The organism is Streptomyces sp. PTL18 (assembly GCF_059510295.1).
The window spans coordinates 801,944-816,458 of record NZ_JCAJZO010000001.1; the positions used below are offsets into that span (position 1 = coordinate 801,944).

The 14,515-nt window shown below is 72.0% G+C and carries 11 protein-coding genes; 6 read left to right on the forward strand and 5 right to left on the reverse strand.

Going from position 1 to position 14,515, the window contains the following annotated elements; all coding sequences use genetic code 11:
• The first annotated feature begins 218 nt into the window (after positions 1–218).
• Genes AC5WS8_RS03755 through AC5WS8_RS03775 form a run of 5 tightly spaced genes read left to right on the forward strand, consistent with a single transcriptional unit; the run spans position 219 to position 7,581 of the window.
• Positions 219–3,917 carry a nitrate reductase subunit alpha gene (locus AC5WS8_RS03755; protein ID WP_496101783.1) on the forward strand — a complete coding sequence of 1,233 codons (3,699 nt, stop codon included), beginning with the start codon at positions 219–221 and terminating at the stop codon, positions 3,915–3,917.
• Between the two features lies 1 nt (position 3,918).
• A complete protein-coding gene (narH, locus tag AC5WS8_RS03760; protein WP_496101784.1) occupies positions 3,919–5,442 on the forward strand; it encodes a nitrate reductase subunit beta in 1,524 nt (507 codons plus the stop codon).
• Positions 5,439–6,218: a nitrate reductase molybdenum cofactor assembly chaperone gene (gene narJ / locus AC5WS8_RS03765; protein WP_496101785.1), complete on the forward strand. Its 780-nt coding sequence runs from the start codon at positions 5,439–5,441 to the stop codon at positions 6,216–6,218. The genes narH and narJ overlap by 4 nt, the downstream gene beginning before the upstream one ends.
• A complete protein-coding gene (gene narI / locus AC5WS8_RS03770) occupies positions 6,215–6,979 on the forward strand; it encodes a respiratory nitrate reductase subunit gamma (protein ID WP_496101786.1) in 765 nt (254 codons plus the stop codon). The genes narJ and narI overlap by 4 nt, the downstream gene beginning before the upstream one ends.
• A gap of 44 nt (positions 6,980–7,023) precedes the next feature.
• The gene (locus AC5WS8_RS03775) at positions 7,024–7,581 is read left to right on the forward strand and encodes a vitamin K epoxide reductase family protein (protein WP_496101787.1); all 558 of its coding nucleotides are present in this window, start codon (positions 7,024–7,026) and stop codon (positions 7,579–7,581) included.
• Positions 7,582–7,722: 141 nt separating this feature from the next.
• Here AC5WS8_RS03775 and AC5WS8_RS03780 read toward each other — a convergent pair whose 3' ends face one another.
• The 3 genes from AC5WS8_RS03780 to AC5WS8_RS03790 all read right to left on the reverse strand — a co-directional run bounded on the left by AC5WS8_RS03780 (position 7,723) and on the right by AC5WS8_RS03790 (position 12,763).
• A complete protein-coding gene (locus AC5WS8_RS03780; RefSeq protein WP_496101788.1) occupies positions 7,723–8,928 on the reverse strand; it encodes a globin domain-containing protein in 1,206 nt (401 codons plus the stop codon).
• Positions 8,929–9,159: 231 nt separating this feature from the next.
• Positions 9,160–11,844 carry a pyruvate, phosphate dikinase gene (gene ppdK, locus AC5WS8_RS03785; protein ID WP_496101789.1) on the reverse strand — a complete coding sequence of 895 codons (2,685 nt, stop codon included), beginning with the start codon at positions 11,842–11,844 and terminating at the stop codon, positions 9,160–9,162.
• A 16-nt stretch (positions 11,845–11,860) separates the two neighbouring features.
• The gene (locus AC5WS8_RS03790) at positions 11,861–12,763 is read right to left on the reverse strand and encodes a universal stress protein (protein ID WP_496101790.1); all 903 of its coding nucleotides are present in this window, start codon (positions 12,761–12,763) and stop codon (positions 11,861–11,863) included.
• A gap of 259 nt (positions 12,764–13,022) precedes the next feature.
• Between AC5WS8_RS03790 and AC5WS8_RS03795 the strand changes: the two genes are divergently transcribed.
• On the forward strand, positions 13,023–13,232 hold the full coding sequence (locus AC5WS8_RS03795) for an adenine nucleotide alpha hydrolase family protein (RefSeq protein WP_496101791.1): 210 nt from the start codon (positions 13,023–13,025) through the stop codon (positions 13,230–13,232).
• A gap of 27 nt (positions 13,233–13,259) precedes the next feature.
• Here AC5WS8_RS03795 and AC5WS8_RS03800 read toward each other — a convergent pair whose 3' ends face one another.
• Together AC5WS8_RS03800 and AC5WS8_RS03805 are read right to left on the reverse strand one after the other, a co-directional pair.
• A complete protein-coding gene (locus AC5WS8_RS03800; RefSeq protein WP_496101792.1) occupies positions 13,260–13,754 on the reverse strand; it encodes a flavodoxin domain-containing protein in 495 nt (164 codons plus the stop codon).
• 16 nt (positions 13,755–13,770) lie between these two features.
• Entirely contained in the window at positions 13,771–14,502 is a 732-nt protein-coding gene (locus tag AC5WS8_RS03805; RefSeq protein WP_496101793.1) for a CBS domain-containing protein, read from the reverse strand.
• Positions 14,503–14,515 lie beyond the last annotated feature (13 nt).

Below are 14,515 nucleotides of genomic sequence, written 5' to 3' on the forward strand. Positions count from 1 at the left end.
TGTCCCTCGCTGCAGTGATCCGGCAGTGCCGGACGGGCCGCAGGGCCGGATGGTCGCCGGCGGTCCCACGGCCGGCTCGTGACGGCCGCACCGCCCCTCGGCGCGTCATGGGGACCTGGGTTCCGGGCCGGCACGGGAGGGTCCGGGCCGGAAGGTCTGCCGGTCGGGGCCGTTCGGCCCCAGGCCCGGAACCGGACCGACGCCTAGCGTTCGTGGCCATGGAGAACGACGAGATCGCGCGACCGTCGCAGCGGCGCGCAGGCGAGGGCTGGCCGCTGGCCGCCCGCAGGCTGCTGACCCGCCGCGAGGTGTCGGCCGACGGACGCGCCGTCTTCGGTGCAGGCGACCCGAAGTGGGAGGGCTTCTACCGGGGCCGCTGGGCGCACGACAAGGTGGTGCGCTCCACGCACGGCGTCAACTGCACCGGTTCCTGCTCGTGGATGGTCTACGTCAAGGACGGCATCATCACCTGGGAGCACCAGGCCACCGACTACCCGTCGATCGGCACCGACTGCCCCGAGTACGAACCTCGCGGCTGCCCGCGGGGGGCGTCGTTCTCCTGGTACACCTACTCCCCCAGCCGGGTCCGCCACCCGTATGTACGGGGCGCGCTGCTGAAGCTGTGGCGCGAGGCCCGGCGGCGGCTCGGCGACCCGGTGGCGGCCTGGGCCGAGATCACCGGCGACCCGGCGAAGGCCCGCGCCTACAAGCGGGCCCGCGGCAAGGGCGGCCTGGTGCGCGCGAACTGGGACGAGGTCACCGAACTGGTCGCCGCCGCCCACGTGCACACCGTCGGGACGTACGGGCCGGACCGGGTGGCGGGCTTCTCCCCGATCCCGGCGATGTCCATGGCGTCCTTCGCGGCCGGCGCCCGCTTCCTGTCACTGATCGGCGGGACACTGCTGTCCTTCTACGACTGGTACGCCGACCTGCCGGTCGCCTCCCCGCAGGTCTTCGGCGACCAGACCGACGTTCCCGAGGCGGCGGACTGGTGGAACGCGGGCTACCTGGTGATGTGGGGCTCCAACATCCCCGTCACCCGCACGCCCGACGCGCACTTCCTGACCGAGACCCGCTACAACGGCACCAAGGTGGTCGCGGTCAGCCCCGACTACGCCGACAACGTCAAGTTCGCCGACGAGTGGCTCGCCCCGCACCCGGGAACGGACGGGGCCCTGGCGATGGCCATGGGCCATGTGATCCTGCGCGAGTTCCTCGTCGACCGCGAGGTGCCGTACTTCCGGGACTACCTGCGGAGCTACACGGACGCACCGTTCCTGGTGACGCTGCGGGAGGGCGAGCACGGGCTCGTCCCGGACGGGTTCCTGACCGCGGCCGACCTCGGCCGCGACGAGGAGCACGCGGCGTTCAAGACGGTGCTGCTGGACCGGGCCACCGGCGAACCGGTGGTCCCCGGCGGCTCGCTCGGCTTCCGGTGGGGGGAAGCCGGGCGAGGCCGCTGGAACCTCGGACTCGACGGCATCGAGCCGGAGTTGAGCCTGCTGGAGACGGCAGAGGACCGGGTGCGGGTCGCACTGCCCCGGTTTGACGAGGGCGCCACCGAGGGCGGCTCGGTGATGGTGCGCGGCGTGCCGGTGCGACGCGTCGGGGGCCGGCTCGTCACCACCGTGTTCGACCTGATGCTCGCCCAGTACGGGGTGGTCCGGCCCGGCCTGCCGGGCGCATGGCCGCCGGCGTACGACGACGCGAGCCAGCCGTACACCCCGGCCTGGCAGGAGACCATCACCTCGGTGCCGGCCGGGCAGGCGGCGCGGATCGCCCGGGAGTTCGCCCGTAACGCCGAGCGCACGAACGGCCGGTCGATGATCGCGATGGGCGCGGGCACCAACCACTGGTTCCACTCCGACACGATCTACCGCGCGTTCCTGGCGCTGACCACGATGACCGGCTGCCAGGGCGTGAACGGCGGCGGCTGGGCCCACTACGTGGGTCAGGAGAAGGTCCGTCCGCTGACCGGCTTCCAGCACCTGGCGTTCGCCTTCGACTGGCAGCGGCCCACCCGGCACATGGCGGGCACCTCCTACTGGTACCTGAACACCGACCAGTGGCGCTACGAGGCGTTCGGTCCCGAGGAACTGGCCTCGCCGCTCGGTGCCGGCCGGTTCAAGGGCAAGGCGTTCGCGGACTGCCTGGCGCAGGCCGTGCGTCTCGGCTGGACACCGGGTCACCCCGGCTTCAACCGCAACCCGCTGGACCTGGCCGACGAGGCGGCGGCCGGGGGACGCGACATCGCCGAGCACATCGTGGACGAGCTGAAGTCCGGGCGGCTGAGGTTCGCCGCGGAAGATCCGGACGACCCGGTCAACTTCCCGCGTGTGCTGACGGTGTGGCGGGCGAACCTGCTGGGGTCCTCCGGCAAGGGCAACGAGTACTTCCTGCGCCACCTGCTGGGCACGGACGCGGCGGTCCGCTCTGCCGAGACCCCGCCCGGGGAACGCCCCGAGGATGTGGTGTGGCACGAGGAGGCACCCGAGGGCAGACTCGACCTGCTGGTCTCCATGGACTTCCGGATGACCTCCACCGGGCTGCTCTCCGACGTGGTGCTGCCCGCCGCGACCTGGTACGAGAAGGACGACCTGTCGAGCACGGACATGCATCCCTTCGTACACGCCTTCACCCCGGCCATCGCCCCGCCCTGGGAGGCGCGCACCGACTACGACACGTTCCTGGCCCTTGCCGACAGGTTCAGCGAGCTGGCCGCCGAGCATCTGGGCACCCGCACCGACGTCCTGGCCGTACCGCTGGCCCACGACACCCCGGACGAACTCGCCCAGCCGGGAGGAGTGGTGAGGGACTGGAAGAACGGCGAGTGCGAGCCGATTCCAGGCCGGACGATGCCGAAGCTGGTCGTGGTCGAGCGGGACTACGCGGCCGTGGCGCAGAAGATCCGGGCGGTCGGCCCACTGCTGGACACCCTGGGTACGACCACCAAGGGCGTCACCGTCCACCCGGACCGGGAGCTCGACGAGCTGCGCCACCGCTGCGGCACCGTACGGGACGGGCTCGCCGCCGGGCGTCCCGCCCTGGCCACCGCCACCGACATGTGCGAGGCGATCCTCGCACTGTCCGGCACCACCAACGGCCGTCTGGCGACCGAGGGTTTCCGGGAGCTGGAGCGGCAGACCGGCAGCGGGGGCCTGGTGGAGCTGGCCTCCGAACGTGAGGCCGAGCGGATCACGTTCGCCGACACCCGCACCCAGCCCCGCGCCGTGATGACGTCGTACGAGTGGTCGGGGTCGGAGGCCGGCGGGCGCCGGTACTCCCCCTTCGTGATCAACGTCGAGCACCGGAAGCCCTGGCACACCCTCACCGGCCGCCAGCACTTCTTCGTCCAGCACGACTGGATGGCCGAGCTGGGCGAGCAACTCCCCGTCTACCGGCCGCCGTTGAACGCGATCCGGCACTACGGCGACGAGCACCTCGGCGAGGACGGCCGGGCGGAGGTCACGGTCCGCTACCTGACCCCGCACTCCAAGTGGTCCATCCACTCGAACTACCAGGACAACAAGTACATGCTCGACCTGTCCCGCGGCGGCCCGGTGATCTGGATGTCCCAGGCCGACGCCGAGAGGATCGGCGTCAGGGACAACGAGTGGATCGAGGCGTACAACCGCAACGGCGTCGTCGCCGCCCGCGCCGTGGTCACCCACCGCATGCCCGAGGGCACCGTGTACATGTACCACGCCCAGGACCGCACCGTGAACGTGCCGAGGACCGAGGTCAGCGGCAAGCGCGGCGGCATCCACAACTCGCTGACGAGGCTGCTGCTCAAGCCGACCCATCTGGCCGGCGGCCACGCCCAGTTCACCTACGCCTTCAACTACTACGGCCCGACCGGCAACCAGCGTGACGAGGTCACCGTCATCCGCCGCCGCAGCCAGCGGGTGGAGTACTGACATGCGAGTGATGGCCCAGGTGGCGATGGTGATGAACCTCGACAAGTGCATCGGGTGTCACACCTGTTCGGTCACCTGCAAGCAGACCTGGACGAACCGGAAGGGCGTGGAGTACGCCTGGTTCAACAACGTGGAGACCAAGCCGGGCGTCGGCTACCCGCGCCGGTACGAGGACCAGGAGCAGTGGAAGGGCGGCTGGAGGCTGGACCGCAGGGGCCGGCTGGTGCTGCGCTCCGGTGGCCGGGTCAAGCGGCTGCTGTCGCTGTTCTCCAATCCGGACCTGCCGGCCATCGAGGACTACTACGAGCCGGTGACGTACGACTACGACAACCTGGTCAGCGCCCCCGCGGGAGCCGACATGCCCGTCGCCCGCCCGCGCTCGGTCCTCACCGGCAGGCCGACCTCCATCACCTGGGGCGCCAACTGGGAGGACGGCCTGGGCGGGGCACCCGCGCACGCGGGCGGCGACCCGAACCTGAGCGGCGCGTGGGCCGAGAAGGTGAGGTTCGAGTTCGAGCAGACCTTCCTGTTCCACCTGCCCCGGCTGTGTGAGCACTGCCTCAACCCGGCCTGTGTGTCGGCCTGTCCGTCCGGCGCGATGTACAAGCGGGTGGAGGACGGCATCGTCCTGGTCGACCAGGACCGCTGCCGCGGCTGGCGGATGTGCGTGACGGCGTGCCCGTACAAGAAGGTGTACGTCAACCACGCCACCGGCAAGGCGGAGAAGTGCACGTTCTGCTTCCCGCGCATCGAGGCGGGGCAGCCCACGGTCTGCTCGGAGACGTGCGTCGGCCGGCTGCGCTACCTGGGGCTGCTGCTGTACGACGCCGACAGGGTGGGCGGGGCCGCGGCGACCCCGGACGAGCGGGACCTGCTGGACGCCCAGCGCGACGTCTTCCTCGACCCGGACGACCCCGAGGTGATCGTGGCGGCCCGTGCGGCCGGCATACCCGAGGACTGGCTGGACGCCGCGCGCCGCTCCCCGGTGTACGCACTGGTGTCGAAGTACCGGGTGGCGCTCCCGCTGCACCCGGAGTACCGCACGCTGCCGATGGTCTGGTACGTGCCCCCGCTCTCCCCGGTCCTGGACGCGGTCACCTCCGCGGGCGGCGACCAGGACGACCCGGACCACGTCTTCGCCGCCGTCACCCGGCTGCGCATCCCGCTGGAGTACCTGGCGGAACTGTTCACCGCCGGGGACACCGACGTGGTCGCCGGGGTGCTGATGAAGCTGACCGCGCTGCGCTCGTACATGCGGGAGAAGACGCTCGGCGAGGACGGCGACGAGGCCGTGCTCGAGGCCGTCGGGCTGACCGCCCGGGAGGCGGAGAGCCTGCACCGACTGCTGGCGGTGGCCAAGTACCGGGACCGGTACGTCGTCCCGGCCGCCCACCGGGAGGACGCCGCCGCGCTGAGCGCGACGGAGAACCGCTGCCCGGTCGAGCCCTCCGGTGAGCCGGCCGGACGGAAGGTCATGCTCGGCATCCCCACCCTGCGCCGCGACACCGCGGGAGGCCGCGCGTGAGTCCCCTGCCCGCCACCGTTCCCGCCATCGTGCGCACCCGCCTGCGCGCCGCGGTCCGCCGGCCGGCACGTCCGTCCCGACTGTCGCCCCGGGAGACCGGGGACCGGGCCCTGTTGCTGAGACTGATCTCGCTGCTCCTGCAGTACCCCGATGAGGAACTGGCCGCGGCACGGGACGAGTTGGCGGCCCTGGTCCGCGCCCTGCGGCCCACGCCCGCCGCCGGGCCCCTGACGGACTTCACCGCCTGGTTCGCAGCGCAGGACCCCGAGGCGCTGGAACGCCACTATGTGGAGGTCTTCGACCTGCGTCGCAGGAGCAGCCTCTACCTCACGTACTACCTGCACGGCGACACCCGCCGCCGCGGCATGGCCCTGCTCACCCTGGCCCGCCGCTACCTGGCCGCCGGCTGGGACGTCGACGGCGGGGAACTGCCCGACCACCTGCCGGTCGTCCTGGAGTTCGCCGCGCTCGCCGGCACCGGCGCGGGCGAGGCGCCTCTGCGGCAGCACCGCCGGGGACTGGACCTGATCCACCGGGCCCTTGAGGAGGCCGACTCGCCGTACCACCACCTCCTGGCCGCGCTGCTCACCCTCCTGCCGCCTCCGACGGAGGCCGATGAGAAGGCGGTGGCGAAGCTGGCCGCCGAGGGTCCGCCGAACGAGGAAGTCGGCCTGCACCCCTACGGAGCCTACGGCGCCGGAGAGTTCGCGCCGCCCGATGCTTTCGTCCCGCCCCCGCCCGCCCCGCCGACCCACCACGCGGAAGGTCTCCGATGAACCCGATCGCGGCCGCCACCACGAGCACCGACCTGCTGCTGTGGGTAGCCCTGCCCTATGTCTGCCTCGCCGTGTTCACCGTGGGGCACGTCCGGCGCTACCGCCAGGACCAGTTCGGGTGGACCTCCCGCACCACGCAACTGCTCGAACACCGCTGGCTGCGCCGGGGCAGCCCCCTGTTCCACCTCGGCGCCTTCGCCGTGATCGCCGGTCACGTGGTCGGCCTGGCGGTTCCCGCGTCCTGGACCGAGGCCGCCGGGATCAGCGAGCACGCCTACCACACCACGGCCGTCGCGCTGGGCTCCGTCGCCGGGGCCACCATGGTCACCGGTCTGGGCATGCTGTGCGTCCGCCGGCTCCTCGCCCGCCGGATCCGCCTCACCACCGACCGCAGCGACAAACTGCTGTTTCCGCTGCTCACCGCCACCGTCCTGCTCGGCGTCACCGCCACTGCCACGCACAACGTGTTCGGCGGCGGCTACGACTACCGCTCCACCGTCTCGGTCTGGTTCCGCGGCGTCTTCGCCCTCCACCCGCGCCCCGAGGCGATCGCCGGCGCACCGCTCCTGTTCCAACTGCACGCCCTGAGCGCATGCCTGCTGTTCGCGGCATGGCCGTTCACTCGCCTCGTCCACGTCTGGAGCGCCCCGATCGGCTACCTCGTCCGGCCCTACCTGGTCTACCGGCGACGCGCAGCCACTGCGGCACCAGTGGTGAGCGGCGTCCCCGCAGCCGAACCGCCCACCGGGCACGCCGCATGAGAGCGTCCCACCCGGCGCAGGGGAGCCGGCGCATCGGTTGGCTGATGACCGTGACCGGGATCACCGGCTGGCTCGCCTCCTTCCAGCTCACCGTGGACGACTGGCGGCTGCTGAAGGACCCGGCCTACCAACCGCCGTGCAACATCAGCCCGGTCGTCAGCTGCGGCAGCGTCATGTCCAGTCCCGAGGGCAGCGTGTTCGGCTTTCCCAACATGCTGCTGGGCCTCGGCGCCTTCGCCGCGGTCGCCGTCCTCGGCCTGGCCGTGCTCACCGGGGCCCGACTGCACCGGGCCCTGTGGCTCACCCTGAACGCCGGGGCGTTGACCGGCGTGGTGTTCGTGCACTGGCTGATCCACCAGTCCCTCTTCGGCCTGGGCCGGCTCTGCCCCTACTGCGCCGTGGTCTGGGTCGTCACCATCGCCCTGTTCTGGTACGTCACGGTGCACAACCTCGGACACGGCGTCCTCCCCGTCCCGGCAGCAGGGCGGAGATTGTCCGCCCTTGTGCTGGAGACGCACTGGATGCTTCTCGCCGCCTGGTACGGAGTGATCGTCGTCCTCGTCCTGACGCGGTTCTGGCCCTACTGGAGCAGCCTTCTGTGAGGGACCGCCCGGTCCCGGGATGCGGAAAGCGCGACCCCGGCCGTCCCCTCGAAGGGGGGCGGCCGGGGTCGCGTCGCAGGAGCGCTTCGCCGGCGGAGCGGCGCCGGCCGGACAAGGCCCGGCCGAACCGCCGGGCGGCTGTCAGCCCTCGGCGTGGGCCAGCCACAGGTCGGGGCCGAAGACCTCGTAGCGGATGCTGCGGGCGGGGACGCCCGCTTGGAGCAGCTGGGTGCGCACGGCTCGCATGAAGGGAAGCGAACCGCACAGGTACACGTCGGCGTCGGCGGGCAGGTCCAGGCCGTCGAGGTCCATCAGGCCCGTGCGGGAGCCGGGCTCCCCGGTTGCGTCCTGTTCGTACCAGAACTGCCCGCGCGCCTCCGGCAGCCGGTCCAGCAGGCGACGGGTGTCGGCACGCAGGGCGTGGTCGGCGGGGGTGCGGTCGGCGTGCAGGACCCATACCGGCCGGGACGATCCGGTGGCGGCGAGGTTCTCCAGCATGGCGACCATCGGGGTGCAGCCGATGCCTGCGGAGACCAGCACCAGCGGGGTGTCGGCATCGTCCAGGACCACGTCGCCGAACGGGGCCGACAGGGCGAGCTCGTCGCCGGCGTGCACGGTGCGGTGCAGCTGGTTGGAGACCTCGCCCTCCGGTGCGTCGGCGACGCTCGCCACCCGCTTGACGGTGATGCGCCGCAGCCGGTCGCCGGGAGCGTTGGACAGGCTGTACTGGCGGGTCTGGTGGATACCGTCCGGCATGAGCATCCGGACGCTGACGTACTGGCCGGCACGCGCCTCGGGCAGGGGGCCCCCGTCGGCCGGGCGCAGCAGGAAGGAGGCCACGTCCGGGGTTTCCTCCCGCCGCTCCACCACGGTCCACTGCCGCCACTGCGTGCGCGGATCGACCTGCGCGTCCTGGTAGAGGCGGGCCTCCCGGGCGATGAGGGCGCCGGCCATCAGCCAGTACACCTCGTCCCATGCGGCGGCCACTTCCGGGGTGACCGCCTCGCCCAGGACATCGCCGATGGCACGGAAGAGGTACTTGTGGACGATCGTGTACTGGTCCTCGGTGACGCCGAGCGCGGCGTGTTTGTGGGCGATGCGGGAGAGCAGCGCGTCCGGGCGGGCGTCGGGGTCGGCCAGCAGGGCCTGGGCGAAGGCCGCTATGGACCCGGCCAGTGCCCGGCGCTGCTCACCGCTTGCCTGGTTGCCGCGGTTGAACAGGCCGTCCAGCAGCTCGGGCCTCTCGGTGAACATGGTGCCGTAGAAGCGCGCGGTGATCTCGTCCAGGGCGCCGCCGACGGCGGGCAGGGTGGCACGAACGACAGCGGCCGACTCGGGCGAAAGCATGGGACTCCTCTGAGACGTGGGCACGTAGGGGGACGGCGTTCACCGTCGCGGCCGGGGTCCGTGGTGCGGATCCGACCGGCACATCGATCATTGCTGTGGGCCGTCGCCCGGAACAGGGCCGAGCTTCCCCGGCACAGGGCCCGTCGGTCCCGTCCGGCGTCGGCACGGCACCCGGACGGCGCGGCGCGTGCCGGCACCCGGAGTGCCGACTGCCGGGCCCGAGCGCGACCGTCACCTGCTGTCGCTGGTGTCGGTGTCCGTGAGCGCGGCTCGCCCCGCCTCGAGTCGGGCGGCCGGAATGCGGAACGGCGAGCAGGAGACGTAGTCGAGACCCGTTCGGTGGAAGAAGTGGATGGACTCCGGGTCGCCGCCGTGTTCGCCGCACACCCCGGTCTCCAGCCGGGAGTCGACGGCGCGCCCCGCCTCGACGGCGAGTTCCACGAGTCGGCCGACACCCTCCTGGTCGATCGTCTCGAAGGGGGACGTGCTGAAGACTCCCTTCTCCAGGTACAGCGGGAAGAAGGACGCCTCGGCGTCGTCCCGGGACAGTCCCCAGGTCGTCTGGGTCAGGTCGTTGGTGCCGAAGGAGAAGAAGTCGGCGGCTTCGGCGATGCGTCCCGCGGTGAGGGCGGCACGCGGCAGTTCGATCATTGTGCCGATCGGGAGGTCCAGCGACTCGCCTGCCTCGACGCCGGTCTCGGCGAGCACGCGCTCCGCCTCAGCCCGCGCCAGCCGCAGCTCCTCGACCGTTCCGACCAGCGGGATCATGATCTCGGCCCGTGGCCGGCCGCCGTTGCGCAGCCGGTGGGCCACAGCCTCGGCGATCGCCCTCACCTGCATGGCCATCAGGCCGGGAACGGCCAGGCCGAGCCGAACGCCGCGCAGGCCCAGCATCGGGTTCTGCTCGTGCATGCGCTCGACGGCATCGAGCAGTTCCCGGTCGTGGACGTCCGGGTGGGTGGCGCTCGCCAGCCGGACGGCCAGCTCGGTACGGTCGGGCAGGAACTCGTGCAGCGGAGGGTCGATGAGCCGGATGGTCACCGGCAGTCCGTCCATCGCCTCGAGGATGTCGATGAAGTCCGTCCGCTGCAGCGGCAGAAGTTCCGCCAGAGCACGTTCCCTCGCCCTGTCGTCGGGGGCGAGGATCAGCGCCTCGACCCGCGCCCGACGATCGCCGAGGAACATGTGCTCGGTACGGCACAGACCGATGCCCTGAGCGCCGAGCCTGCGGGCGCGTGCGGCGTCCTCGGGGGTGTCGGCGTTGGCCCGTACCTGAAGGCGCCGGACGGAGTCCGCGTGGGCCAGGGCTGCCAGCACCGACTCGGTCAGCGGGCCGGTGCCTTCGCCGGTCTCCAGCGCGCGACTGACGTCGGACGCGGTGAGCGGCAGCGCCCCGAGGTGCACGGTGCCCGCGGTTCCGTCGACGGAGAGGGTGTCGCCCTCGCGTACGACGACTCCGGTGTCCGTGGTGAGCCGGCGGGCGACCGGGTCGACGGTGAGCGACTCGGCCCCGCAGACGCACACCTTGCCCATACCGCGTGCGACGACGGCGGCATGGCTGGTCTTGCCGCCGCGGCTGGTGAGGACGGCCTGCGCGGCGATCATTCCGGGCAGGTCGTCGGGGGTCGTCTCACGGCGCACGAGGATGGTGTTCTGTCCTTCAGCGGCCCGGCGCTGCGCCTCGGCGGAGTCGAAGACGACGACACCGACCGCTGCGCCCGGCGAGGCGGGTACGCCGCGGGCGAGGGCCACGTCGTCGGGGGTCACGCCGAAGCGGGGGAACATCAGCCGGGTCAGCTCGGCGCCGTCCACGCGGGCCAGTGCCTCGTCGGCCGTGATCGTGCCCTCCTCGCGCAGGTCGTGGGCGATGCGGAAGGCAGCCTCGGCGGTGCGCTTGCCGACCCGCGTCTGAAGGATCCACAGCCGGCCGCGCTCGACGGTGAACTCGACGTCGCACAGATCACGGTAGTGGCTCTCCAGCGTGCGCAGGTGGTCTGCGAGCTGGGCGTAGGAGCGGGGGTCGAGGATCTTCAGCTGGTCCAGCGGTACGGCGTCGCGCACCCCGGCGACGACGTCCTCGCCCTGGGCGTCGGGCAGGTAGTCGCCGTACATGCCGCGGGCGCCGGTGGCCGGGTCGCGGGTGAAGGCGACGCCGGTGCCGGAGTCGGGACCGAGGTTTCCGAAGACCATCGCCTGGACGTTGACGGCGGTGCCGAGGTCGTCCGGGATGTGTTCGCGGTGGCGGTAGACGCGGGCGCGTTCGCCGTTCCAGGAGTCGAGGACGGCACGGATGGCGCGTTGGAGTTGCTCGACGGGTTCCTGCGGGAAGTCCTGACCCGTCTCCCGGCGGACGATCGCCTTGAACTCCTCGACGAGGAGGGCGAGTTCGCCGGCATCGAGGTCGTGGTCGTCGCGCGTTCCGCGCTTCGCCTTGTGCGCGGCGATGGCCTGTTCGAACAGGTCGCCGTCGACGCCCATCACCGTGCGCCCGAACATCTGCACAAGCCGACGGTAGGAGTCCCAGGCGAACCGCTCCTGTCCGGACGCCTTGGCCAGTCCGGCGACGGACGCGTCGTTCAGGCCGATGTCGAGAATGGTCTCCATCATGCCGGGCATGGAGAACCGGGCGCCGGAGCGCACGGACACCAGGAGCGGATCGTCAGGTGCCCCGAGGGAGCGGCCCACGGCCTGTTCCAGAGCTGCCAGGGCGCGGGCCTCCTCCATGCCGAGCTCGAGCGGCTCCTCCCCCGTCGCCAGATAGACCTTGCAGGCCTCGGTCGTGACGGTGAACCCCGGCGGCACCGGCAGCCCGAGCCGGGTCATCTCGGCCAGGCCGGCTCCCTTGCCACCGAGCAGGTCGGCCATCTGCCGGCTGCCCTCGGCGAATTCGTAGACGTACTTCGTCGGTGTGCGCATCGCGCTCTCCGGTCTCTCACTCGTGGGGCACGACGGCCAGCGGGCAGCCGACGTGTTGGACGGCGGAATGGGTGACAGGGCCGATACGCGGAAATCCCGGACGCCCGGACAGGCAGCGGCCGACGACGAGGAGACTCGCCGCGGAGGCGGCCCGAACCAGCGCGGTGGAGGCCTTGCCCTCCACGACGGTCTCCAGGACCTCGGTCCGGGGATACTTGTCGCGCCACACCTTCAGCACGGCGGACAGGAACTCCCGCCACTCCTCGGCCCGCGCGGGATCGTTGACCAGACCGATGTCGCCGGGCCCGAGACTGATCGCGGACGGCGGCTGCCAGGCGTACACGGCACGCAACCGGGCGTGCCGCACCCGGGCTGCCTCGAACGCGAACTCGATCACCTCGTCGCAGGCGTCGGCGAGGTCGACGCCGAGCACCACATCGCGGTAGCCGGTTCCGGCGGACGGGCCGCCGTCGTCGGCCGGGAAGTGCTCGTCCTCCGCCTCCTCTCCCGTCCGTACGAGTACCACGGGGCATGAGGCCCTGGCGACGACCCCTTGGGCGACCGAGCCGACCAGAACTCCGGTGAAGCCGCTGAGGCCTCGGGAGCCCAGCACCAGCAGTTCGGCCTGTTCGGCGAACTTCAGCAAGGCCGCGGTCGCCGGGCCTTCGACCTGCTCGTCGGTGAGGCGCACGCCGGGTACGGCGGCGCGGACGCGCTCCTCCGCCTGCCGCAGGACGCGGCGCGCCACATGCCGTTGCGCCGCGTTCGCGGGCTCGCCCTCCCGCCGGCCGGGACGCCAGTTCCACGCGTGCACCAGTCGCAGCGGTCGGTCACGACGCACCGCCTCGCGGGCGGCCCACTCGGCCGCGGCGAGACTCTCGGCCGATCCGTCTACTCCGGCGATGACGGGCGACAGCATGGTGCGCACCTCCTGCGCTTCGGTCTGCTCTGTGCTGCCAGCGTCTTCCTGCGGTCACCCCGCGGGAATGGGCCGCACGGTCTCCGCCCGGCCCGTTCGGCCCCTGCGCCGGAACCGGAGGGGTCGGCACGGTAGGACGCGCCGGGGCGGGCTGCCCGTGAGCGAGGGGGGCGGATCGTTGTGAGCCGAGTCATCGTCGTCTGCGCCGGCGGGGCGGGCCGCGAGGGACCGCGCCACCCGGGAGGACCAGGAGGCGCAGATGCCGGCCGACGCGTTGCGGCCGTGGCGGGCGAAGTACCCGCGGGTGCCGGTGCTCGAGGACGTCGTGCTCCTCAGCCCCCTGGAGGCCCTGGTCCACCATGCCCGGGGCGCCGCGCTCGCGGTCGTGGGACGCGGCCGCGGTGTGGACCCGGGCTTCGCGCAGTCCCTGCTGCGCGAAGCCCGGTGTCCGGTCGTCGTCGTGCCGTAAGGCGCCGCGGCTCCGTCGTTGCCGCCGCTATGCGGCCATGTCGTCCGCGATCCGTGCCGCCCATGCCTCGATCGCGGGGAAGTCGCGGAAGTCGCCGCCCCCGCCATTGCGGAGGACGATCCGTGCGCCCCACCCCTTCGCGCCCTCCTCCAGGCAGCCCCCGAAGGTGACGTGTCCCTCGGCATCGAGCCTGTCCATGGCGCGCCGCACACCGCGCACGGGCGGGATGTCCCGTTCCGCGGGTGGGGCGTCCAGTGGCCCACTGCTGAAGAACCACACCGGGCGCTCGGCCAGGGCTCGCCGGTGGCGGCGGACGAAGCGGCGCGCGTCCTTGTGCCATCGCCCGGCGTACAGTGCGCCCCCGACCACCACCGCGTCGTACCCTTCGACACACGTCACCGACTGGGCGGGCTGCGCCTCGGCCGTCAGCCCCTCCCTGCAGAGGACTTCGGCAATCGCCTCGGCGATGCGCGCCGTCGATCCGTTCGTCGTCCCGTGGACGACCAGGACCTTGCCGGCCATGGCGGCCCGCCTCCTCTCACAACCGGCGCAGCCAGTCGTCGGCCACCCCGTGCAGTGCCTGCTCGCCGGGCTGGACGTGGCTGTCGTCCAGCCGGTAGGTGAGATTGCCGACCACCGCGACCACGCCGTCGATCTGCTCGGTCATGGAGACGGCGATCTCCGTCTCGCTCCTGCGCTCCAGCTGCCCGGTGAGCGTGACGACACCTTCGGTCACGGAGACGTCGACGGTCCGCGGCGCCAGCCACAGCGCACGCACGAGGACTTCCTCGACCACCTCGTCGTGGATCTCCCCGTCGGGCCGCAGGAAGGCCCGGAGCAGGTCCCGTCGGGTCACGATGCCGACGAGCCGGTCCTCCTCGTCCACGACCGGCAGCCGCTCCACGCGACTGCGGGCCATGGTCCGTGCGGCCTCGACGATGGTGTTCTCGGCGCGCGTGGTGACGGGTGGTTCGGTCATCAGCTGGCCGGCGGTGCGGGCCCCGGCCTTGGCGGCCTGCCGCCTGCCGCTCCGGGTGAGCGCCGCGAACCGGAAGCGGTGCTTCGGCTCGTACGGGTCGGGAGTCTGCGCCTGCCGGGCCATCAGGTCGGTCTCGGACAGGACGCCGATCACCTTCTCGTCCTCGTCCACGACCGGCAGTCCGCTGATCCTGTGGTCGGCGAGCAATCGTGCCACTTCCTTGAAGGGGGTGCCGTACTCGGCGCGGACGACCTCGGTGGTCATCACGGAGCCGACCTTGTTGTGTTTCATCTCCGGGTTCCTC